The organism is Microcoleus sp. K5-D4, assembly GCF_036704575.1.
Taxonomy (GTDB): Bacteria; Cyanobacteriota; Cyanobacteriia; order Cyanobacteriales; family Microcoleaceae; genus Microcoleus.
In genome coordinates this window covers 1-22,142 of record NZ_JAUBSD010000107.1, presented here as the reverse complement: position 1 = coordinate 22,142, position 22,142 = coordinate 1, and the positions used below count along the sequence as shown (strand labels likewise).

Annotated in this window: 15 protein-coding genes and 2 pseudogenes; 6 read left to right on the top strand and 11 right to left on the bottom strand. The window is 45.2% G+C overall.

All coding sequences use genetic code 11. From position 1 onward, the window contains the following. Positions 1 to 176: 176 nt before the first annotated feature. A complete protein-coding gene (locus QUA77_RS25325) occupies positions 177 to 770 on the bottom strand; it encodes a Uma2 family endonuclease (protein WP_333453259.1) in 594 nt (197 codons plus the stop codon). 317 nt (positions 771 to 1,087) lie between these two features. On the opposite strand from QUA77_RS25325, the gene QUA77_RS25320 reads away from it, so the two are divergent. From QUA77_RS25320 to QUA77_RS25310, 3 genes are all read left to right on the top strand, one after another. Beyond that, positions 1,088 to 2,488, top strand: a complete 1,401-nt coding sequence (locus QUA77_RS25320) for a DUF2157 domain-containing protein (RefSeq protein WP_333453257.1) — start codon at positions 1,088 to 1,090, stop codon at positions 2,486 to 2,488. 98 nt (positions 2,489 to 2,586) lie between these two features. After that, positions 2,587 to 3,285, top strand: a complete 699-nt coding sequence (locus QUA77_RS25315; RefSeq protein ID WP_333453255.1) for a GDYXXLXY domain-containing protein — start codon at positions 2,587 to 2,589, stop codon at positions 3,283 to 3,285. A 216-nt stretch (positions 3,286 to 3,501) separates the two neighbouring features. After that, on the top strand, positions 3,502 to 4,644 hold the full coding sequence (locus QUA77_RS25310; RefSeq protein ID WP_333453253.1) for a hypothetical protein: 1,143 nt from the start codon (positions 3,502 to 3,504) through the stop codon (positions 4,642 to 4,644). Between the two features lie 445 nt (positions 4,645 to 5,089). Here the strand turns inward: QUA77_RS25310 and QUA77_RS25305 are convergent, their stop codons facing one another. Next, positions 5,090 to 5,284, bottom strand: a complete 195-nt coding sequence (locus tag QUA77_RS25305) for a class I SAM-dependent methyltransferase (protein WP_333453251.1) — start codon at positions 5,282 to 5,284, stop codon at positions 5,090 to 5,092. Positions 5,285 to 5,589: 305 nt separating this feature from the next. Here QUA77_RS25305 and hemH point away from each other — a divergent pair, with 305 nt between their 5' ends. Further along, complete coding sequence (gene hemH, locus QUA77_RS25300; protein WP_333453249.1) at positions 5,590 to 6,753, top strand: ferrochelatase; 1,164 nt, start codon at positions 5,590 to 5,592, stop codon at positions 6,751 to 6,753. Between the two features lie 199 nt (positions 6,754 to 6,952). Here the strand turns inward: hemH and QUA77_RS25295 are convergent, their stop codons facing one another. Further along, complete coding sequence (locus QUA77_RS25295) at positions 6,953 to 7,564, bottom strand: DUF4126 domain-containing protein (protein ID WP_333453247.1); 612 nt, start codon at positions 7,562 to 7,564, stop codon at positions 6,953 to 6,955. Between the two features lie 305 nt (positions 7,565 to 7,869). Here QUA77_RS25295 and QUA77_RS25290 point away from each other — a divergent pair, with 305 nt between their 5' ends. Both QUA77_RS25290 and QUA77_RS25285 read left to right on the top strand, forming a co-directional pair. After that, positions 7,870 to 9,156 (top strand): Glu/Leu/Phe/Val dehydrogenase, encoded by a 1,287-nt coding sequence (locus QUA77_RS25290; RefSeq protein ID WP_333453245.1) that lies wholly within the window; start codon positions 7,870 to 7,872, stop codon positions 9,154 to 9,156. A gap of 16 nt (positions 9,157 to 9,172) precedes the next feature. After that, positions 9,173 to 9,334, top strand: coding sequence for a hypothetical protein (locus QUA77_RS25285; protein WP_333453243.1), 162 nt, complete (start codon positions 9,173 to 9,175; stop codon positions 9,332 to 9,334). Positions 9,335 to 9,380: 46 nt separating this feature from the next. Here QUA77_RS25285 and QUA77_RS25280 read toward each other — a convergent pair whose 3' ends face one another. The 8 genes and pseudogenes from QUA77_RS25280 to QUA77_RS29430 form a co-directional block, all read right to left on the bottom strand. Beyond that, on the bottom strand, positions 9,381 to 10,880 hold the full coding sequence (locus tag QUA77_RS25280; RefSeq protein ID WP_333453241.1) for a hypothetical protein: 1,500 nt from the start codon (positions 10,878 to 10,880) through the stop codon (positions 9,381 to 9,383). A 164-nt stretch (positions 10,881 to 11,044) separates the two neighbouring features. After that, entirely contained in the window at positions 11,045 to 14,443 is a 3,399-nt protein-coding gene (nrdJ, locus tag QUA77_RS25275) for a ribonucleoside-triphosphate reductase, adenosylcobalamin-dependent (protein WP_333453239.1), read from the bottom strand. A 208-nt stretch (positions 14,444 to 14,651) separates the two neighbouring features. Continuing rightward, entirely contained in the window at positions 14,652 to 14,939 is a 288-nt protein-coding gene (locus QUA77_RS25270) for a hypothetical protein (protein WP_006630975.1), read from the bottom strand. Positions 14,940 to 15,102: 163 nt separating this feature from the next. Then, positions 15,103 to 17,265 carry a DUF4394 domain-containing protein gene (locus QUA77_RS25265; protein WP_333453237.1) on the bottom strand — a complete coding sequence of 721 codons (2,163 nt, stop codon included), beginning with the start codon at positions 17,263 to 17,265 and terminating at the stop codon, positions 15,103 to 15,105. 565 nt (positions 17,266 to 17,830) lie between these two features. Further along, positions 17,831 to 19,504 carry a hypothetical protein gene (locus tag QUA77_RS25260; RefSeq protein WP_333453235.1) on the bottom strand — a complete coding sequence of 558 codons (1,674 nt, stop codon included), beginning with the start codon at positions 19,502 to 19,504 and terminating at the stop codon, positions 17,831 to 17,833. 77 nt (positions 19,505 to 19,581) lie between these two features. After that, on the bottom strand, positions 19,582 to 20,535 hold the full coding sequence (locus tag QUA77_RS25255; RefSeq protein ID WP_333453233.1) for an ABC transporter ATP-binding protein: 954 nt from the start codon (positions 20,533 to 20,535) through the stop codon (positions 19,582 to 19,584). A 196-nt stretch (positions 20,536 to 20,731) separates the two neighbouring features. Continuing rightward, a pseudogene (locus QUA77_RS29435) lies at positions 20,732 to 21,235 on the bottom strand (DUF6745 domain-containing protein); the annotation flags it as partial. Between the two features lie 612 nt (positions 21,236 to 21,847). Further along, a pseudogene (locus QUA77_RS29430) lies at positions 21,848 to 22,099 on the bottom strand (leucine-rich repeat domain-containing protein); the annotation flags it as partial. Positions 22,100 to 22,142 lie beyond the last annotated feature (43 nt).

Genomic DNA, 22,142 nt, shown 5'->3' with positions numbered 1-22,142 from the left:
ATCATTATTGTTCCATAATATTTCTGCAGAAAGAGGTATTGACAAAATCTACTCCTTTCTAACTTGTTACCAATGATCAGGGATTGAAACATGGCCTCAATCAGGTTGAGAGTGGAGATTTTCACTAATCGGTAGGTGATTAGATGAATGCTAAACAATTAGCTATTGATCCGCCCTTAAACCTCTCCACTCAAAATCTGTTGAACCGTCAAACTTAGCTGTGGAAACATCGGAGATACGATCGCCTCTCCATCCCGAAATACCCCAACCTCAACATATTGCCCATTCTCAAGCCGCAAAACTGTCACTACTTGTTCAATTGGATCGATCGCCCAATACTCTGCAATGCCCCGCGCTGCGTACTGAGCTCGTTTGCGCTCGTAATCCCGATCCCTGCCCAGTCTACCCGGACTGACTACCTCCACAACAAACCGAGGAGGCAACATATCGAAAGTGATAGTTAGCCTGTTTGCTGTCAGCGGAATGTGTTCAGGTTCCAGAATTATCAAATCGGGGTAGCGGTTGGCGGCATCTCCCGATCGCAAAACGGCAACTTGAACCTCGCAATTATGCGTTTTAATCAGTCTAAGTGGCACTAGCCCGCTGCTAGCCAGATAGAAAAATAGATAATTAGCAATGAAATTATTAGGTTCAGATTCTGGCGGCAAAGCGATTAACTCCCCATCAATTAACTCATAGCGTTGATCCGTATCATTTGAGTAATTAAGGTACTCGTCAAAAGTTAATTTTTTAGATTCAGCTTGTACCATAAAATTACCTTCCTTAATTTATTCGTCCCTTGCTGCTGGGAGTTTGTTTATATATAGCAATCCTAAATGATTTGCGTAATTATTGTAGGGGCAATCCCCCCGTGGTTGCCCCGATAAATAGGGGGTAGGCACGGGGGCACTACCCCTACAAATTTATCTGAATGATTTAGGATTGCTATAGAAACGGTTTCAACCGCCGAAGGATCTCAATCAAATCTGCTGTGCAAGTTAGACAGGTGTCCCAGCCTCCATCGACAATCAACCCACAAGTGACATATTAAAAACTATCACAGTTCAAATCCTCTGGAATATAAACAATGATTTCAGATAAATTTCGACGCGAGTTGCGCGAACAAGCCAAACTCTGGCAAGCAGAAGGACTCATCGATACTTCATTCTACCAACAACTTTCGGAACGCTACCAATTCAACACACTCGAAACCGCCTCCCGCAACCGTTTCCTCAGCATTCTGATGAGTCTCGGCGGCATTCTCCTCGGTATAGGAGTCATCACCTTTGTAGCGGCAAACTGGCAAGTTTGGTCGCGAGAAGTGAGAGTTGCGCTGCTGCTAAGTCTTTTCGTAGCAGTCAATGCAGCGGGTTTCTATCTATGGCGAATTCCCCCATCCCGAAGCCAAAACTCCAATCTCAATTTGCCCATAACAATAGGGCGAAACAAACTCCTAGGTCAAGGATTGTTGCTGTTAGGAGCTCTGATTTTAGGAGCAAATATGGCTTTGATGGCACAAATGTTTCACATTGGCGGTTCTTCCTACGGACTTTACCTCACTTGGGGAATCGGCGTGCTCGGAATGGCTTACAGTTTGCGGTTGACTTCCTTGGGCGTTTTGTCCGCACTTTTAGTCGGTTTAGGCTATTGGCTTGCCGTGTTAGATTGGTCTTCCAAAGTCGAGTTTTCTTGGCTGGAAGTTTTAGTGCGGCAAATGCCGATCGCAGCCAGTATAATGTTTGTGCCACTGGCTTATTGGTGTCGATCGCGTGCTATTTTTGCCATAAGTGCGATCGCGATAATTTTCTCCCTACAAGTTTCTATTGTCCAAGGATTAAATCCCACCTGGGGTGCAGCAATTTTTTGTGCCCTACCGCCCGCTTTGCTGTGGGGATACGACGATGCAATCTGGCCGAAGGTACGCAGCAGGCTATTTCAACCTACCGCCCGCAGTTTAGCGCTGCTGTTTCTCGCCGGTGTATTTTATGTTCTTTCTTTCTACGGGTTTTGGCAAGATTCGCCGAATCCTGCGCCAACTGAGCTCGATTGGATTTTGCTGGCAAATGTGGTTGTTTTGGGCGGTTTCACAGTGTTTGAGTGGCTGCGTTTGGGACGTTTGGAACTGCGGCGACCAAAACAAAAAGCAGTGGATTTGACTACAAGTGCGATCGGCATTTTCATCCTCGCCAGCGCGTTTATACCGCTTTTTCACCTCAGTTTTACTCCCATTCCGCAATTAGCGACTTTCCTGTTTAATGTTTTATCGTTTCTGCTAGCTGTCGGCTTAATACGAGAAGGTTTAGCATTAGGAAACCGCCGGAGTTTTTGGGGAGGCATAGTATTAATCACCCTGCAAATTATCAGCCGAGTGTTTGAATATAACACAGGATTGTTGCTCAAATCTTTTGTCTTTGTTTTGTGCGGGATTGGCGTAATTGCTGCGGGTTTGTGGTTCGAGCGCCACTTCGCAAAAATCCCCGATGAATAGAAATTATCCATCTCTCTCTTTTCTAACTCAGTGCCCTCTGCGTTCTCTGCAGTTTAATCATTCCGAAACAACCGTAAACAATATAGCCCATACCTAATATGAACACAAACAACATTGACTTATTAGTTGAAAATCCAGATACAACAAATGCGTTTCAGCTTCCCCCGGAAGCAAAACGCCTTCCCGCGTGGCGGCTGTGGGTTCCTTTACTCTTGCAAATCGGACTAATTGCCGCCGTACCCGCCACCGCCGTTTACACTTTTATTACTGGCAAAACAGTTGTCCTGCAAACAGCACCAGTAGACCCTTACGACTTTTTGCGCGGATATTACCAAGTTTTGAGCTATGATATTTCCGATCGCACCAATCTGCAAAAACTCCCCGGCTGGAAAGATTTACCTGCCGAAAAAACACCTTGTCCGCCCGGAGTTGCTTGTCCACAAAATACGCAAAATGTCAAGCCACAAACCAGTTTTTATGTAATCTTAGAAGCGCCAAAAGCCGCGACTAATCCCGGTCGCCCCCAAGCTTGGAAACCCGTCCGCGTCAGTCTGAAAAATCCCACCAATTTGCCCGCCAATCAAATCGCAATTAAGGGCAAATATAACGGTTGGCAGATGGAATACGGCTTAGAAACTTATTATATGCCAGAGGATGAAAGGGAAAAAGTCAATCAGGAGATTAGCGAAGCTCAAAGGAAGCAGCGACAATCTTTTTTGGTAGAAGTAAAGGTTGACAAAACAGGCCATGCTGTGCCTGTGAGTTTGTGGGTGCGCGATCGCAATTATCGATTTTAGCCAAAAAGGGCAAAAGGTCGATCGGCTTTTTGGTCTAGCTTTGAGTATTTTAGCTTAGGGAGGGGGCGGAGGTTCGGCGATACCCTACCGCAACGGGTTCGCACGCGCGATCGGCATCGCTTCGCTCGCGCGGACATTTCAATTGCCAACAACCCAGGAGAATCTATTAAGATATATAAGACTTGCACAAATCTTGCCAGTTCAAGGGCGCAAGTCATGACTCTACTGGAGCTTCTCATGTTAGCCGAGCTAATCTCAGCCAGACGAATACTCAAGACCAAACTCCTCGACTTTTTAGGACTTCCCGAAAATTGCCAAGACCAAACCGATCATCTCGTCAACCGAATTGTATCCCTGCTAGAAGCAAATCCAGCCGAACAAGAAAGATTTTGGGAGACATTCAAAAGTGAATTAGCCGTCGATCCCGTTGAATTAGAAACAATACTCAAGTGTTCGCCAGCAGAACGCCAGCAGTGGATTGAACAAGACAAACTCCCTATTTTAGAATACCGCTCTTTCCGCAAATCAGGAATCCATTTAGAATATCCCGTTCACGACAGAAGATTCATCTTAAGTCTAACGCCAACCGATATTAATAATTGGCGCAAAGAACCCAAAGGGCTGATTAAAAATAATCACCAAATACCCACCCCAATCAATACAGAAAAGCCAGAAGAAAACGAAGAATCGCGATTAGCTTTTAGTTCAGCTTGGGAAAAAATCATTGCCGACTGGAAAGAACAAGGTTCGGCGGAAATTTCAGCAACCTTCCAGCTAGCTTACTGGACAGTTTGGGCGTCGCGCTGGGCCAAAGAAAATCAGCTCAACAGCTTTAAAGCAATTAAATATAAGGAAGTCTACGAAACTCACCAGCAGGAATGGTACCAGCGAAAAAATCAAGCAGTCAAGTTACTGATTGAAATGCCTTACGCCATGCTTTACTTCTACCGTCCGGCGGATTCTGACAAATTATATCTCGAACTGTGCGACGACCACCAGGAAATGATGAAAGATGGCTACTATTGGGACAAGTGGGATTTTTTCTATCAGAACCGCAAAGTTGTAAATAAGTGCCGCGAATGTCTGTATTGCGAAACCAAAGATTATTACTCGCTTTACTATCTCGAAATCAAAAGCGACAAATTTCCTGATTTTAGTTTTTCTTTCCACACGCCGTACACAATCGGCAGAAAATTTTTGCCGCATCCAGAAACGCTGCCTTATGTAGACCACGTAGAGCAGGACGGCATTTTTCGCTTTGGCCGCCCGCTGCTGGAACAAGAGAAAGCTATTCACACAGAAAAGGATGTATTGCTCAAGTTTGATGCGGCTTTGGCAGAAGCAAAAAAGTTTGTTTAGTTATGAGTCATGAGTCATTAGTAGACTTATTGCCGAGTTTTTTTAGTGATAGGTAAACCGCATATAAACCCAGATAAACGCGATGCTTGTCCCGATTGTTTACAAGAAAAGGCAATTGTGTCTACCAATGATTGTTGATAAATGATATCAAATTTGTTACGCTCGGAATTATTCAAATATCTCTTCTATTTATCTGCGTGAATCAGCGTCAATTCATTGTCATCTGCGGTGAATACATTCTCTTTTTTTTCCCGCAGATGAGGGCAGATAAACACAGATTAACGCAGATTAATTAGATCAATTCCGGTTGCACCCTCGGTGATTGTTGACGGTTGACTGGATTTGACGCCCGACCATGCTACCGGATTTGATATGACTTTTGAACTTGGATTACTTGAATGCTGCCGCCAGCATAAAGTTTGGGTGGTTGAGTTTCTTCGGAATTTTACGATCGCAATCCCACCTCTGCCAACAAACTCCCCAATTCAGTTTCAGTCTCAAACAACCACAAAAATACAGCCAACCCTCGCCTAAATACCGGATTTGTATGCCGATGAAAATCTACCAAAATGAATAGACCACCGGGATTGAGCACGCGGTATACTTCCTGAAAGATTTGTCGCAATTGCGCCCGTTGCATTTAGTGCATCGCAACGCTGCTGTGTACTTCGGTCAAACTGACAGTCGGCAAAAGCTTCTAAATAATAATTGGCTGATGGTACATTTTTCCTTGCCCGTTGTGACCCAAACGAGGATGGCCGCCTACGCTCAAAGCAGCCAGACGCGCGATCGCAATCCTAGAGACACTGATACCGATAACTTAAATCTCTAAAAATTGTTGCCATAGTCAAAATTATGTATACCTTGCTATCGACTTAAGATATTATTAAGTTATATGATAAAGATAAGTAACAGAACTGAGACGATGGGAGAGCTGTAACCGCTATGGGTCGTGTGGGAGTATTGCTATTAAACTTGGGCGGGCCAGATCAAATCGAGGATGTCCGTCCTTTCCTGTTCAACTTGTTTGCTGACCCGGAAATCATTCGCATTCCGTTTCCGTGGATGCAAAAACCGCTCGCCTGGTTGATTTCGACCCTGCGCTTTCAAAAATCCCAGGAAAACTACCGCCAAATCGGGGGCGGCTCTCCTTTGCGGCGAATTACCGAGGAACAAGCCCTAGCCCTGCAAGAACTCTTGCAAAAAAAGGGACAGGATGCTCGAGTATACGTGGGGATGCGCTACTGGCATCCTTTTACCGAAGAGGCGATCGGCAAAATTAAGCGCGATCGCATTGAACATTTGACAATCTTGCCGCTGTATCCTCAATTTTCCATCAGCACCAGCGGTTCTAGCTTCCGGCAGCTAGAAGAAATGTGGGGCAAAGATCCTGCCCTCAAGGATATACAATATACCGCGATTCCTTCTTGGTATCAGCGGCCTGGTTACATTCAGGCAATGTCGGAACTGATAGCCCAACAACTAGACCACAATCCGAATCCCGATCGAGTTCACATCTTTTTCAGCGCCCACGGCGTCCCCCTCAGCTACGTAGAAGAGGCTGGAGACCCCTATCAGCGCGAGATTGAAGATTGCACTCGTCTGATTATGGAACATTTGAATCGATCGAACGAACACACTCTAGCTTATCAAAGTCGGGTTGGCCCGGTGGAATGGCTCAAGCCTTACACCGAAGACGCCATAACCGAATTGGCAGAGAATGGAGTGCAAGATTTGTTGGTAGTTCCAATTAGTTTTGTTTCCGAACACATCGAGACTCTGCAAGAAATTGACATGGAGTATCGAGAATTAGCAGAAGAATCGGGGATTAAAAATTTCTACCGAGTGCCCGCCCTGAATACTCATCCGGTGTTTATTGAAGCCTTGGCCGATTTAGTCATCGAGTCGATCGAATCTCCCAGCGTCAAATTCTCCGATGTTATACGCCCTTCCAAGAGAGTGAAAATGTATCCTCAAGAGCAGTGGGAGTGGGGTTTGACTACGGGGGCGGAAGTGTGGAACGGTCGTGTGGCGATGATTGGTTTTGTGGCACTATTGCTGGAGTTAATTACGGGTCAGGGCCCGCTACACTCGATCGGATTGCTTTAAATTGCCAGTTGACAGTTGACTGTTGACAGTTGACTGTTGACTGTTGTTACACATGACTAATGATATCCAATCCGTTGGGATCGGAATTATTCATCTCTCTCTTCTCTTCCTCAGCGCCCTCTGCGGTTAAATCATTCCGAAACAACCGTAAATGATATGACTAATAAGTCATAACTAATTACCAATAACTAATTACTAACTAATCAGGATCGCGCTTGTGGCGGCGGGGATTTCCCCTATCGCCCGGTATTCCCTGACTTTTGTACCAGCGATACCACTCTTTAGAACTGCGAATTGCCAGCCACAGCAGCATCATAGCAAATAACCCTCCCTGCCGCGGGGCATCAAAGGCAAACAAAACCAAGGAAATGCACAGAACATCTTGGAGGAAAATCACCCAAATCGGCAAACCCCGCAGCCGATAAAACCATCCTGCTTGTACCAGTTGCAGCACTAAAGCCAACAAACCTCCGACAATACCAATTATCCACAGCATCCAAGGGTGAGCAATAATTTCGTCGATCAAACTTACTTGAGCGATCGCAATTCCCATAATTGCTCCTACAATGGGGCTGAAAATAATTTGCACAATTTGCAGTACCCGCTGTCCTACAAAGGTTTTAGAAGCAAATAATTCTAACAGCGACCAACTCACCAAGATGGTGATAGCCACCTGGGGGGGAACCCCCGACAATAGAGGTATTTCCGACCAAAGTTTGTCAATCCGCAACAAACCAATTAACAGCAGGGGCAGGGCAATTCTCATACCCCCTGCCGCAGACGCAGAGAGTGCGGCTAGGAGTCCAACCATAATAATAATTCAGTTTCTAACGTCAGCTAAAGCCTCGATCTATTTCAGATTTTAATTCCCCTGATGGCTGGCACTGATTTGAGCGAGCGAACTCAAATTGAGGCTTGAGCTTAAATATCACCCTCTATTGTAAGTGTATCTGCTTAATCCTGCTTGGCACTGCGATATTGTCGATCGACACAAGGCAGTTTGTGAAGAGTTGACCCTTGACAGTTGACAGCATTCAACCAGGATTGTGATTAAATTAGCTTAAGCACTCGAAGCCTTCTTCTCTCTGACAACAGTCAACACTCAACTAACTTCTTATGTCTGAATCATTATTTGCCGATGCCAGCCGCCGATTAGAACGAGCCTTAAAATATGTGTCGCTTTCCGAGGATACGATCGAACGGCTGAAACACCCCAAATCCAGTTTAATTGTATCGATACCCGTGCGGATGGACGACGGTTCCCTGCGAATTTTCCAAGGTTATCGGGTGCGCTACGACAATACCAGAGGCCCGTCTAAAGGAGGAGTTCGCTATCATCCGGGAGTATCCCTTGATGAAGTGCAATCCTTAGCATTTTGGATGACGTTTAAATGTGCAGTTTTGAACTTGCCTTTTGGAGGAGCAAAGGGCGGAATTACTCTCAATCCCAAGGAATTGTCTAAACTGGAATTGGAACGGTTGAGCCGGGGCTATGTGGATGCGATCGCAGATTTCATCGGCCCCGATGTCGATATTCCCGCGCCGGATGTGTACACCAATCCCATGATTATGGGTTGGATGATGGATCAGTACAATATTATTAAGCGTCAGCTTTCTCCAGCGGTGGTGACTGGAAAACCAGTGACAATTGGCGGCAGTTTGGGCAGAGATACGGCAACAGCAATGGGTGCTTTTTTTGTAGTAGAAACTATCTTACCCAAATTTGAGCTAAATCCTCAAGATACGACTGTAGCAGTACAAGGTTTTGGCAATGCAGGTGCCGAAATAGCTGAACTGCTGTGGAAAGCAGGTTACAAAGTTGTTGCTGTCAGCGATTCCCAAGGGGGAATTTATGCTAAACAAGGGCTGGATATCCCCAGTATTCGAGGCTTTAAAGACTCTAACAAAGGTATCAAAGCCCTTTACTGCGAAGGTTCTGTTTGCAATATTATCGAACACGAAATCTTGACAAATGACCAACTTTTAGCATTAGATGTAGACGTGCTGGTTCCAGCCGCTTTGGAGAATCAAATAACAGAAGCCAATGTTAATGATGTTAAGGCTAAGTTTATTTTTGAAGTAGCTAACGGGCCGATTGATTCTGCTGCTGATTTGATTTTAGAAGCGAGGGGAATTCAGGTAATCCCTGATATTTTAGTCAATGCCGGAGGCGTAACAGTTAGTTATTTTGAGTGGGTGCAAAACCGCAGCGGACTTTATTGGACGCTGGAGGAGGTCAATCAGCGGTTGAAGCACAAAATGGTCGAAGAAACTGAGGCAATTTGGAAAAAATCTCAGGAATTTTCAATTTCCATGAGAACTGCGGCTTACGTGTACGGGTTAAATCGACTCGGAGAAGCGATGAATGCGAAGGGAACGCGGGATTATTATGTGAACGGTTGAGAAAAGTGCGGTAAGATTGCCCGATCGCACAATCTTACCGCACTTATTCGAGAAAAGCGCAGTCTACGAACCGACTTGGCAAAACTTAGCTTTGAATTGGGGAATTTTAGGATTGCACGCAGCAGTTTATTTAAGCGTAACTTTGCTGCTGCCAAAGCGGAAAGATATTTTCAAATAGAGATTTCAAATAGAGATAAATGATATTACTGTTGATTTGTGAGTAACTAGCTGCGTATACTATCTAATGTGAACGAGAACTTTAGCTTAGGTATTCCGCTTGCCTGTAAGCGACTTGTGATAATATCTACAACTGCTTTATATGACATATCATCTTTAGAACCAAATGGGATGCCTGCTTTCCATTTCCCATTTAAGGTGACAGTCAGTGTCGCAGGTACTATAAATCTTCGAGGCGAGACATAGGCTTTGCTTGTATATCTTTCTTCTGCGTTTAGCTTTACTTTAGTAAAATCCGACAGGTAAGTTTCTAGCAGTAACCAAAACACTCTATCTACTGTGGCTGCCAAATAAACTTCTGGGAGATTCCAAAGAAATGGCTTGATAAAGACAGTCATTCTTGTATCTCCGATGTTGTCTATGTAATTATCATCTTTTGGTATGGACTCTAAATACTTGTTAACCCGATAAAGATTTAAGTCAAGACCGCGTTCCCTTAACAATGCCGTCATATATCCTTTCTTATCAGCAATGTTAGCTAGCCGGACAAGAAGACCCGTTTTACTATCGCGTAGGGTTCTGGTATCTGTTGGCAATACTTGCGGCTTACTTACTAGAGCGATTTCTTCATTAAATAGTAGTTTAACCAAATCTTGTTTATAAGGATATATTCGTTCTATTGCCTTGCGACAAAACTCATGATATGGATAATCTCGGTTGTCAGGAGCTAAAAATACCCCCGCTTCGCAGTTAAGTAAACACTTATTTTTTATAATAACTAAAGAAGCTTCATCCACAGCCCTCATATCTACATTAGCCAGTTGAGTTAACTCATAGTCTTGAATGTATTTTAATGCTTCTTGCCATATTCCACATACTTCTATAACGAAGCCATTAACTAATAATACTTTGACTGAATATTCAGCCCTGTTTTTGTATTTAGAAGCCGACTCCCAGTTTTTTGAATAATTACTGCGCTTCCTAAAAATATTTCTGATGAAACGTATCGCTGAGTTCCCGCTTGTCCCGGTCGATAATTCGCTTACATTTATGCAAATATGTATCACAGTCAAAGGCAAAATAGCCTTCTTAACTCTCCCCTTATCTCGCCAATACAGAGAATCTTCTATGAACTTCAGGTCTTGTTTTCGGGCTGATTCTACACCTAATATAAAACTGTAAGGGGCAAGGTTAGCTAGCGTTTCCCGTAAAAGTGTTTCTGTGGGACGTAATTTCTTAACCTTGACTGTAGTTCCATTCAACTGCGGGCTGTGCTGCTCAATACGCTCCTGTTCTGTAGCATCAAGTAGCGATTCAGGCACTAACTCGTAATAGATGGTAAACAGCTTTTTTCGTTGCTTTTGTAGTTGATCGAGTCTGTGGTGGCTGTCACCTGCCCAGCGGGTACGTAGATTCTTTGCTTTTCCTATGTACCAAATTATATAATTTTCGTCTATAACATAATATATTCCTGATAGTTCGGGAAGTATAGCTCTGTTCTTTAAACCGATATGGGGTAATTGCAGGATATATTCGTCTGCATTCATGTTTTTGTTATATATTTGCTGCGACGTATTTCTATAGATCATATTCGCAAGTTCGCCAGCTAATGTCAATACAGAGCGCAGTTTTTATTTAGCATTTTTGTACAACTCAAAAAAAGAAATCCCCAGGCTTTGGGGATTTCTCATAATTAAGCCGATCGCTAAATCTATTTAGTCTCCGGCATCAAACACTTATCAGAATCGCAGCCCGCCGGCCCCGAATCCATCATTTCACCTAAGTCATAGCGACTTAGTGCCGCATGAAAAACCTCAATTTCGCGGCGCGCCAAAGTCTCTTCCACCATCTTGGTGTAAGTTTCCTTGTTTATCGGTTCAAAGGGCAAACGCGGGAAAGTTTCAAGAGCATCAAACCGAGCTAAAAGCGCTGCGGAAATGTAGCCTTCATCATCGCGAATCGCTTCGTAAATCCTAGTGCCAAAACTTTCAACTTCATTTTCTCGCAACTCAATAGTCGCGCTGGTGTTATGCCGCACGTAGAACTTTTGCACTTGCATATAAAAGTCCATTTGTGCCGCCGCTGAGAACTTGTTAATGTCAATTTCATCAGCACCGGGCAAGTCAGCCCAACTTACCGCAACAGGTATTTCTACCAGCCATTCTGTACAGCGTTCATCGAAGGGATTGTTCAGCAAATTGCCGTTTTCATCTTTGTCAGATTGAGACGGAATCACGTTGTATCCGTAGTCGATGCAGGCGAGGGCTACGGGGTCGTTTTTGCCGAAAGTGATGCGGCGAATGAAACGCTGGGCTTTCGGCGGATGCCAGCCGGGGGAAGCACCTGTCAGCAGAGATTTAGTACCCGATGGTTGAACCGTTGTGCAGCGATTTGGGCGTTTTAAGGAATGGCGATCGCAATAATCCCATACTACCCGATTCACAATCTCCCGCCAACCACTCAAATACTCTTCTTCCCGCTGTTTAAAAGCGATTCCTTGCGGAGTTTGCGGGCGGCCTTCCACCCACCAGCGCAGCCACTCAACGCCGAAAGCGTGAACGAAGAAATCGAACAATCCCGTGAAAGATACGCCGACAATCGGGTCTAGTTCGCGGCTGTATTGATAGCGGGGTTCAAGAAATTTGTGATTGAGAAGTACCGCGACAGATAGAGCTCCGGCGGTGAAAGCTTCCTCCTGTTCTTTGAAATTGTAAGGGTCAAGTTGATTGAGGTGAACCTCCGAAAGGTTGCAATGAAAATTCGAGCCGATGATTTCCCCACAATTGTGAGTAATACAACCATTAGCAATGAAAGAGTGAGTTAAGGGAACATGGAGGTCATAGACTGGTTCTTCTCCGAACTCTTTTACACTTTTCACTTTTGAAGTATAGCGCTGTTTGACAACTGCTTCGCTGTAATTCCTGGTTGGCAGTTTGAGAGCAAGTTGCTCTAAACGCTGTTGTTTTTCTGGCACAAGTGGGAAACCAATCAATTTACAGAAGTTTTTGGCTCCCTCTCCTGAGTAAATTATGATTCGCCAACTGCCTCGGTTATTACTGACTTTCTCAGTGCCATCATTTAAAGTATATGGAACTCCTTTACCACCTGGTTTTTCCTTGATTTTTAAACTGCTTTTGATTCCCAAGTTGAGCAGCAATAGTTGAACTTGTTTCAGTAATTCCTGAGAACGGTTACGAAGTTCTATGTGCTTTGCTTTAATACTCACGCTACCGTCGGAACAAAACAATCCCTGAAGGAAACCAATGATTACCTCTTTTGATTGAGATAGAAATGTATTCGGCAAACAGTCTTTAGACTGAATCCCTAATTCTTCAAGGAATGAGTGCATCAAAGGTGAGCCACTGTGAAAAGTATAGACTCCTTTAACTATACTGGGCTTGTGGCGATAGCCTGTCAAAGATTCAACGGCTTCAAATAGAACAGGAAATACAGTTGAATATTCCTTTTGATTCATGTAGAATACTGCGTCTAAGCCTTTAGATCCTTGGTAAATTGAACCATCTCCATACAACCAACCTAACATTTGAGCTTGAGTGACTGCGATCGTACTTTTGCCAAAACTCCCTTCTCCTCTCTGGATGAAGATAGCGCGATCGGGGGTTAAGTCTTTGGTTGCTACCCAACCTAGATCGGTAAAATGTTGATGGTCAGCAGTACATCTCATCTGAAGCCCATTTTCTAGTGTGATAGAGTACGTATTCTGTACACCAGTAGAGAAGGCGATCGCATCAGTTAATTTCAACCCATCTAGTCCCACAGACCGCAAATCAACTAAGGCTTTAAAATGCTTGCCAACTAAATCTTTGATAGGGACTAATCCTTGGTCAGTTGAAACTAATGTGTCGCCCGAATGACAAGGGTTTAAACCATAGCGAGCCAAACGGTGATTGATTTCAGTTTCAGAAATGTGAGGATAATGCTTTTGCAACCAATGCTTACTGTTGCCAAGAGCGTAGGCTTTGAGAAATTCATCCTTGAGTTCAGGACTTGTTAAGATATCACAGTTAGATCTTGCTATGGCTTCCCCAGACCATTGAATCGCACCTTCTCCGCTATAATACTGTTGGCGAACGGCATCAATACACTCTTCCCGCGTCGGTTTATGATGAAAAACGCGAGAGTGATTTGCCATTCTCAAAGCATCTCGATCGGGGTCGATTTTCCAGTTGCCATTTTCATCTTGCTGCCACAGATTATTTTTAGCATTTGCGCCCAGTTCATCACTAGAATCAAATTGACGAATCCCCGCGCTGCGACGAATATTGCCAGCAACAATTGTCACCGCCGCTTCATCTATCAACACGCAGCATTCCACTGAATTTAACTGTCGCCCTAAAGCTTTATTCAAAATAGCGGCGCAGCGCTGATAAAGGTCGGGCAATTTCACCGGATTTGCTACTCCGCCAAAACCTTTTAAAGGTTCTCCCACCGGGCGAACGTCGCTCAAATCGATGAAAACTTGAACTTCTCCTGCAAATCTTTCATCTGTGGATAATTCCAGCAAAGTTTGATAGGATTTTACCCAACCTTGGCGAGAATCTCCGACATAAATAGTTGCGGTTTTTTCTGCAATTTTTACTTCGGTTTCTTGACGGCGCGACTGGGCGGGTGTAGAGCCGATTTCGCCTTGCATGGTTAGGGTTAAACGGTTGCGAATCGGCGGCAGTTGGTTGATATATTGTGGTTCCAAGACTGCCCCAGTGCCGCAGCCCATCATTGCCAAATCCATCAACAAGCCAAAGGAACGCCAGTCGAGAATATTTGTTGAGGAGCAATTATATGCGCCGGAAAAATTCTCTGGTTGTTCGATCCATTTGCTGCCACCTACCCACAGCCAGCGGCCTGAAGCGAGGGTTTTGAGCTGGTTTTGCATCCGGTGCAGCAGTTGTGTTTCTTCGGGGGTGAGGTTTCCCAGCTTTTGCAAGCCTTTGACTGTTCGATCGCACACTTGGGCCCAAGTCTCCCTTCCCGTCTCGGTACGGCGACTGTAAGTCCTAAAAAATACTGGATTGGCTGCGGGTGCTGTTTCGGGGAAATCGGACAGGTTGCGTTTCTCGCTGGCACTCGATCGCTCTAATTCTCGAACCATAGGTTGTGTACTGACGTGTCGGAATATATCAACAGACTACGAATATACAACAGGATTCAGATTTAGGGTAAAAGGTTAATATATTTGACAATTTGCACTAGATATGGGGCACAGAAGTGTACAAGCTCGATCGGGCGATCGGCTCAAAACTTGACAAAAAAACCCGATTTCTTCCTGAAACCGGGTGAATAGCAAATCTTGTCAATTGTCAATCCTTTGTCAATAAAAACTCAATATTGGGTAACAGCGGGTCTTGAACAACCCCCACACCGTTAAATCCCCAACGTTCAAGTAGCTTTTTTACCTGAGAACCGGAAATCGATTCTACTCCGAATCGATCGGCAACATCAGCAGCGTGGGCGTTGAGATAGCTCAAAGCGTCATAGTCTTCGCGAAACATCAGCAGGTAACTCACTGCCGCATCTGGATTGGGATTCGCGGACAGATATTTGCCGTCACTGCGGGAACGTAGCAAGTAAAAAACTTGAGATAACATATTATCTTGGTTGGCAAAATAATATGTTACCTCAAATTGGGAATTTGGAATTGCCCAAACGATTTTAGACTTACAATTTCAGACTGTAGAAAAGTTGAGTTTCTTTCAAGTTTCTACCTAAAAAGTACATAATTGATGCCTAAAATTGCTGGGAATCTAGCAGTTAAATCAAAGTCAGTGCTAAGCCTTTAATCCCTCGCCCGTCACCAACTTGACCGACTATCGAAGCTTGACCCGTCGTCAAATTAATATTGTATAGGCTGGAAACTCCGCCAACTTCGATCGCAGCCAAAGCCGTCTCGTTACCACCAACACTCCTGATATCAAAGCCGAGAACGGTACCAGCATCAATTCCCAAAGACCCGATCGTATTCAACACCCCATTATTCGGCGGATCTTGCCGCACCAAAATGTCTAAATTGGTGTCAATTGCAAACAGTGTCGTCGAAGCTGCCCCTGCAAAGTTATTCACATACGCAGCAGCAGCAGCCGCGCCCGGATTGCCAAAATTGCGATCGCCCGCAGCATAAGCCAAATTCCCGTCGAGTTGAACTCCCCCCGTCAGCGTGTCAAAATCCACAAGTGCCCCAGTATCAGGGTTGAGGCGGGCGTTTTGACCAGCTTGATTGACAAACCGAATTCGATCGACTGTCGGATTGAAATCAAAACCCGCAGCCCCCGGAGTTAGGGGAACAGCAAACTGTCCGCTACCGACTGCACTTGCTTGCCCAGTCACGGGATTGATCGCGTACAAGCGATTGCTAGAACCCACACCGTATAACACACCGTTAGCGGGGCGAAAATCTATTCCCAGCAAACTTTCTCCCGGCTGCAACCCTGTAACTGCCACGTCACTGAGAATCGCCCGCGGTGCCGCCTCGTTAAAACCGACAATTGTTTCAGCGCCATTTCTAACAGTTAAGGCGTAAGCTGTAGGCAAAGGCAAAGCCAAACCGTTAATCTGTCTCCCGTCGGCAATTTGACCGACAAAGGAAGCTTGACCGCTACTTAAATTGATATTGTACAAGCCGGAAATGCCACCAACTTCCAGCGCCGCCACTGCCACCTCGCGGCCGCCAATACTCCTGACATCAAAGCCGAGAACGCTAGTAGCATCAACTCCCAAAGATCCGATCGTATTCAACACTCCATTATTCGGCGGATCTTGTCGCACCAAAACATCCAAATCGCTGTCAATTACAAACAGCGTTGTCGAAGTACCCCCGGCAAAGTTATTCACATACGCAGCCCCAGCAGCAGCCGGAGAACTTCCAAAATTGCGATCGCCCGCAGCATAAGCCAAATTCCCGTCGAGTTGAATTCCCCCCGCCAGCGTGTCAAAATCCACAAGTGCCCCGGTATCCGGGTTGAGGCGGGCGTTTTGATCGGCTTCATTGACAAACCGAATTCGATCGACCGTCGGATTGAAATCAAAACCCGCAGCCCCCGGAGTTAGGGGAACAGCAAACTGCCCGTTACCGACTGGACTTGCTTCCCCAGTCATCGGATTGACAGTATACAAGCGATTGCTAGAACCCACACCGTAAAGCAAACCGTTAGCTGGCCGATAATCAATTCCCAGCAAACTTTCTCCCGCTTGCAATCCAGTCACGGGCAAATCTGAGATCACACTTCCCGGATTGGAAAGACTAAAACCGACAATCCGATTAGCAGGAGTTAAAGCATAAGCTGTTGTCCGCGCGGGAGGCGGGGGGCTGGGAACAACGCTGCCAATACTATTAGTGAAACTTGCCTGGTTAATCGCACTTTGTCTCACCCCTCTGAGAGTAGCGAGAAATTCTCCTGTTACCCGGTCTTGAATAACAGTATCGTTTCCAGCTTCCAGAATATTCAAGTCGCTAAAACTGAGACCTTCCCCCAAACCGATTAAATCTGTACCGGGTGCAAAATCGGCGATCGCGTCGGCATTTGCCAAACTAACACCGCCACTGGTGCGAGAAGGGTCAGCCTCAGCGTAGCGCCTCAAAACAAATAGGTCTGCCCCGTCTCCGCCTATCAGGACATCAGTATCTCGATCGCCCGACAAAACATCATTCCCGGAGTTGCCCGATATGGAATCGCTGCCTTTTCCGCCCACTAAAAAATCGTTACCGTCTCCGCCGTTAATAGTGTCATTCTCTAAATCTCCAAAAAGCGAATCTTGACCTAAATTGCCCTCAATTAAATCGCTTTGTTTACCTCCATAAATGCTGTCATTACCAGAGTTTCCGGCAATGGTGTCATTGCCCATCAAACCAAAAATCAGGTCATCTTCTGGAGTTCCTGCTAGCAAGTTTGCTTGGGCGGTGTCTCTAATTTCTGCCATGTTCTAATTACCCTCTAAATTTGATACTTCTGTTGCCTAACGGCGGCGGCATTCTCAGTCAAAATATCACAAAGTCGCACTTTTAGGATAGTTTTTCTTATTTTCGGCTTTAGGGTGGCTTGCCATAAAAGTATTACACGCAGCTAAAATGATATATAAACCTGCCCCCAAATTCCAATAAACCCACTCCTAAATACAGATCACTTAGGCGTATTTTATAGTTGGGTGTGTAGCCAAGGGCGATCGCAGCTCAACTGCAAGCTGAAATTTTTAATGGTGCGAACCCATGAAATTTTGTAGTGCGTTCATTAGTAATATACGCTGACTCTATAAGTTTGGATCTGTCCAGTCAGAAATTATTTGTCAACTTTAATCTTAAAGCCTGCCAAGGTGGGCTTTGTCTGTGTAGCGGTGACCACCATTGCTCAATATAAAGTTGATTATAAATGCGGAATTAGCATAATAAGTTAGTTAAACAGTCGTTTTCAGACGACTTAAGCTTTCAGGCAGAGGTTTAAATCCCTGCCTGAATCGGAGTTTCACGTTTGAACTCTTCCCGGCTTTTTCACGCTTTCAGCAGTGCTTTAGAAGCTGATTGCCCTGCGAGTTTGAGTTGCGATCGCAATTTGATATTCAACAACACCAAGACACTCCACTGACTGAGTATGGAGAACAAAATGGTATTTCCTGATGCTGGGAAAGAAGACGAAGACGAAAACCAAAAGCCAACAAATGTTGAAGACAACCAGAGAATAGGAGCTTTTTCTGGGGTTAGCAAGAGCATAAATAAAATCAGAGGTGGCAACAAGAGAGCGCTACCGACAGTGCCTGCGGCCCAAATTTCCTGATTTCTGGTTTTTGTCAATAGGAATAGTTGGGTGATGGCTGCGTAAATTAGGATAAGATTCAGGCAGCAAATTACCCCACCAAATTCGTTGATCTGAGGTTTTTCCAACAGCGCCCAAGGTGTTAAAATGATTACTGAGCTGAGGAGATTAATCGCGATCGCAACTATAGCGGGACTTTTCTCGCTCCAAATTAAATCGAGTAGTGGGTAGCGTCGCCACAGCTTCTGACTGGTGGGAACGATTTGTTTCCGATACCTCGCCCAATCGTACAAAGATTGTCTGTCAGATGTTAAAGCTGCAATTAAAGCAACAAACATCAGCAAATTCAAGATCAGTAAGGTGGGGAGACTCGTGCCTGATAGGGGGTTTGATTGGAGTGCAAACCCTAAAATTATTGGCTGACAGCAGATAACTAGCCAATAACTTTGCCGCTTGCTCAAAACTGTGGTGCTGGGATTGGGAAAGCGGCGCTGCCATCCCTGCCACAGCCAATAGGTTCCTGTACCACAAACCAAGAGAGACAAAGCAAGGCCACTCGCAATATTTGTACCCACTGGCGAGTAAAACCATTGCAGCTTGTCTAAGTCTTCAACTAACGAATCGAACTCACCTCTATCAACTAGAAAAAGCTGATATCTCAGGATAGCAAGGGGAGACAAAAATTTTAACAAATCCCAAGCAGTTCGTGTGAACGGGAGCGCAGAAATCCCAAACACCACAAAAACCATACCGCTAGCCAACCAAGGTTGAAATCCTCCCAACCAACTGGTTGTCAATCCAAATAGCATCGCACCGCTGTAAAATAAAGCACAGCTAGCTGCAACTGCTATGTAGAAACATAAAATTTCATTCAGAGGTATTTGAGCAGCTAATCCAGCGTACAGGTGCAGGGGTACGGCCAGAATTGCTGCTAGATAAAGTAAAATTGGGACGCCAAGGATTTTGCCGATAAAAATTGTTTTGGCAGACTGGGGACTGAGGCGAATAAAGTTGAGCGTGCCGCGGCGTTCCTCCTTGTCTAAGTCACTGACAAGTAGATAAGTCCCTGCTACTAATAAAGCTAAGACGCTAAATATGCTCAGCCAAACGAATATCTCTAGCCACCACTCCCGCCAGTTAATGACAAAGTTGCTGAAGGCATCTCTGACGCAGATTTTTTCATAGGGATGGGCGTTATCTAAAGAGCAAAATCTGTGATAGATGGGGTAAGTGTACTCCCCATTAGGAGGGGGAACGGGTATCTGAGCGCTGACAGACATGAACAGCAGCAGTTGAGCGCTTAGGGAAAGGGCAGAGGCGATCGCCATATTGCCAGTATTCAAGCGGCCTTTGATTTCTCGAAATAACTGGGGATTCCAGTTGCCTATTTTGTCTAGTAAGTGGAGTGTCATTGGTTATTGGTGATTAGGAATGGGTGACGACTCAGTTATAACTCACTGTTTATTCTGGTAAACAGGAAACGAGCAAATTAGGATGCTTGCTGGTGTCCCATTTTGAGGAAGATGGTTTCTAAGTCTTCTTGAGTGCAGTGGAATTCGGTTAGGGGAATGTTGGCGGCGACGAGTTCGCGTAATAAATTTGCGGCATCTTCCGGGCTTCCTGAAAAATCAACGCACACCTGTTGAGTTTCCGGGATTATTGCCCAATTTTCCACCCAAGGAAAGTTTTTTAATGCCGATGTTAGCGCTTCTAATTTATTTCCTAAAACCGACATGAAAATTTGCTGGCGGCTGAGGCGTTTGTAAAGTTCTTGTAACGGTGCGCTTTCGACCAGATATCCGAGTTCCATGATGCCGACGCAGGTACAAAGTTCGGCTAAGTCGCTGAGGACGTGAGATGATATGACTACGGTCATGCCTGCTTCTTGCAAAACTTTGATAATTTCGCGGAACTGCATTCGGGCGATCGGATCTAAGCCAGAAACGGGTTCGTCTAACAACAGCAACAGCGGTTCGTGGATAATAGTTCTCCCCAAACTCAGGCGCTGTTTCATCCCCCGCGACAGGGTGGAAATTAAACTGTTGCGCTTGTTGGTTAGTTGCACGAGTTCTAACACGGAATTGATTCGCTCTCGGCGGCGCGGTTGCTGGAGGTTGTAGAGTCGGGCAAAATAGTCTAAATAATCCCAAACAGTCAAGTCGTCGTAGAGGGGAAAGTCGTCGGGAAGAAAGCCGATGCGCTGTTTGAGAATTGGGTGCGATCGATCGCGCAATAACCTATCCCCGTTGATGTAAATTTCCCCTATAGTCGGTTCCTCAGCCGCCGCCAGCATTCGCAGCAAAGTAGTTTTGCCGGCACCGTTGGGGCCGATCAGTCCGCATACTTCGCCTGCTGCTACTTGCAAATCGATGTCATTGACGGCTATATGGCGATCGAATTGTTTCGTCAGCCCGCGAGTTTCTATTGCTAGTTGTTTTGCCATGTTTGGAGGGTGAAAGAAATTTGATGCGGTGTATCCCTGGCATGGAAATAGAATTCTACAACTAGCCTAGCCGTTCTTCCCTGAATTGTCAGCCCCGTTCTGAAATTAAAACAAAGACATTATCGATCGCTGAAATCCTTGCTAATATTAACTCTTCCTTCTTCCTTCTTCCCTCTTCCTTCTTCCTTCTCCTATATCAAGTCTGCACGGAAAATTCCTCTGGATCGATATCCCAATTTACCCAGCGAATTGCCTCCCTAGCTGATGCCAGGTTAGGTGGAACTCTCAAAGCATGAATGAATCCCGTACTCGGACAAGTCATTTTTAACAAACAAATCGGCTCGACATCGGCATTATCTATTTGTAATAGTGAATATTCCTGCCAACTATCTATTTGGTTTGCTTGCAACTCTTGACAAATGCGATCGTAACCAATTCCTTCAATTAATACCCGCCTCAGCTCGGCATTCTCTTCTGCTAAAATCCATTGGGATTTCCATTGAGTTGGGTGGAGTTGACCATATTTTTCAGGCAATCTGACATCGTGATAATAGTCAAACTTCCATCCATCCGCAAACTCGATCGCAGGTTCTCCTTCCGCGTGCAAGCGGTTTTGACTGTCAAAGCGCAGGTGGCGCGGGCGATCGCACACAAAGCAAATTTTTTCAAAGGGAAATATAAAACCGCACTGCTCGAAAAGCAGGTTTTGGCAGTGATGTATTTCTTGTGCCTTTTGGGAAATATTGACGCCTAATGAAGAGATATACCATTGAGTCAAATAGATTTCTTTAAACAAAGTCGTGGGGTTTTCAGCGTATGTGATGCCCAACAAATAATCGGTAAAAATATTCCCCATCGTTTGTTTCGATCGATAATATTCCTCAACCAATTCGTACATTAGGGAGTTCAGTGTGCTGTCTGCTTCCGGCTCCATCGTCATGCTAAGGAGCTCATACTCCCACACCGCCGAACTTGTAAAGTCTCTCACAATCGATGGGGACATGGACATCCATTTCCAGTCTAGCTTTTGCCCCAATCTATTCCCATGTGCTTCGTTTGACCAGTTTGGTGAATGGTCGTCTTTTGACAAGTTGAAGATTTGGAGAAAAGCATCACGATGACTGCTGCAAATAATAACGGAGGGTTCTTCTAGGCCAATAGCGGCATAGGTAACTTTGACTGCTTCTGTGGCTTTTTGAGCATCAATTGGCGTAGTCGAGAGAGTAAGACGTTTCTGTGCCAGTTCGCCTAACACGCACATAGCGGTAATTCGATTGGCGCGAAGATCGAGTTTGGTCAGATTGGTGAGCGAGTGCAAAGCGCTGAAGTCTGTAATTTGATTGCTGCACAGATACAGTGTGGTCAGATTGGTGAGCGAACTGAGGGAGCTGATGTCGGTAATTTGATTGTAGTTGAGATACAGTGTGGTCAGATTGGTGAGCGAACCGAGGATGCTGATGTCGGTAATTTGATTTCTGCTGATATCGAGTGTGGTCAGATTGCTGAGAGAGCCGAGGAATCTGATGTCGGTAATTTGATTGTTGTTGAGATGCAGCGTGGTCAGATTGGTGAGCGAGCCGAGGAAGCTGAAGTCGGTAATTTGATTG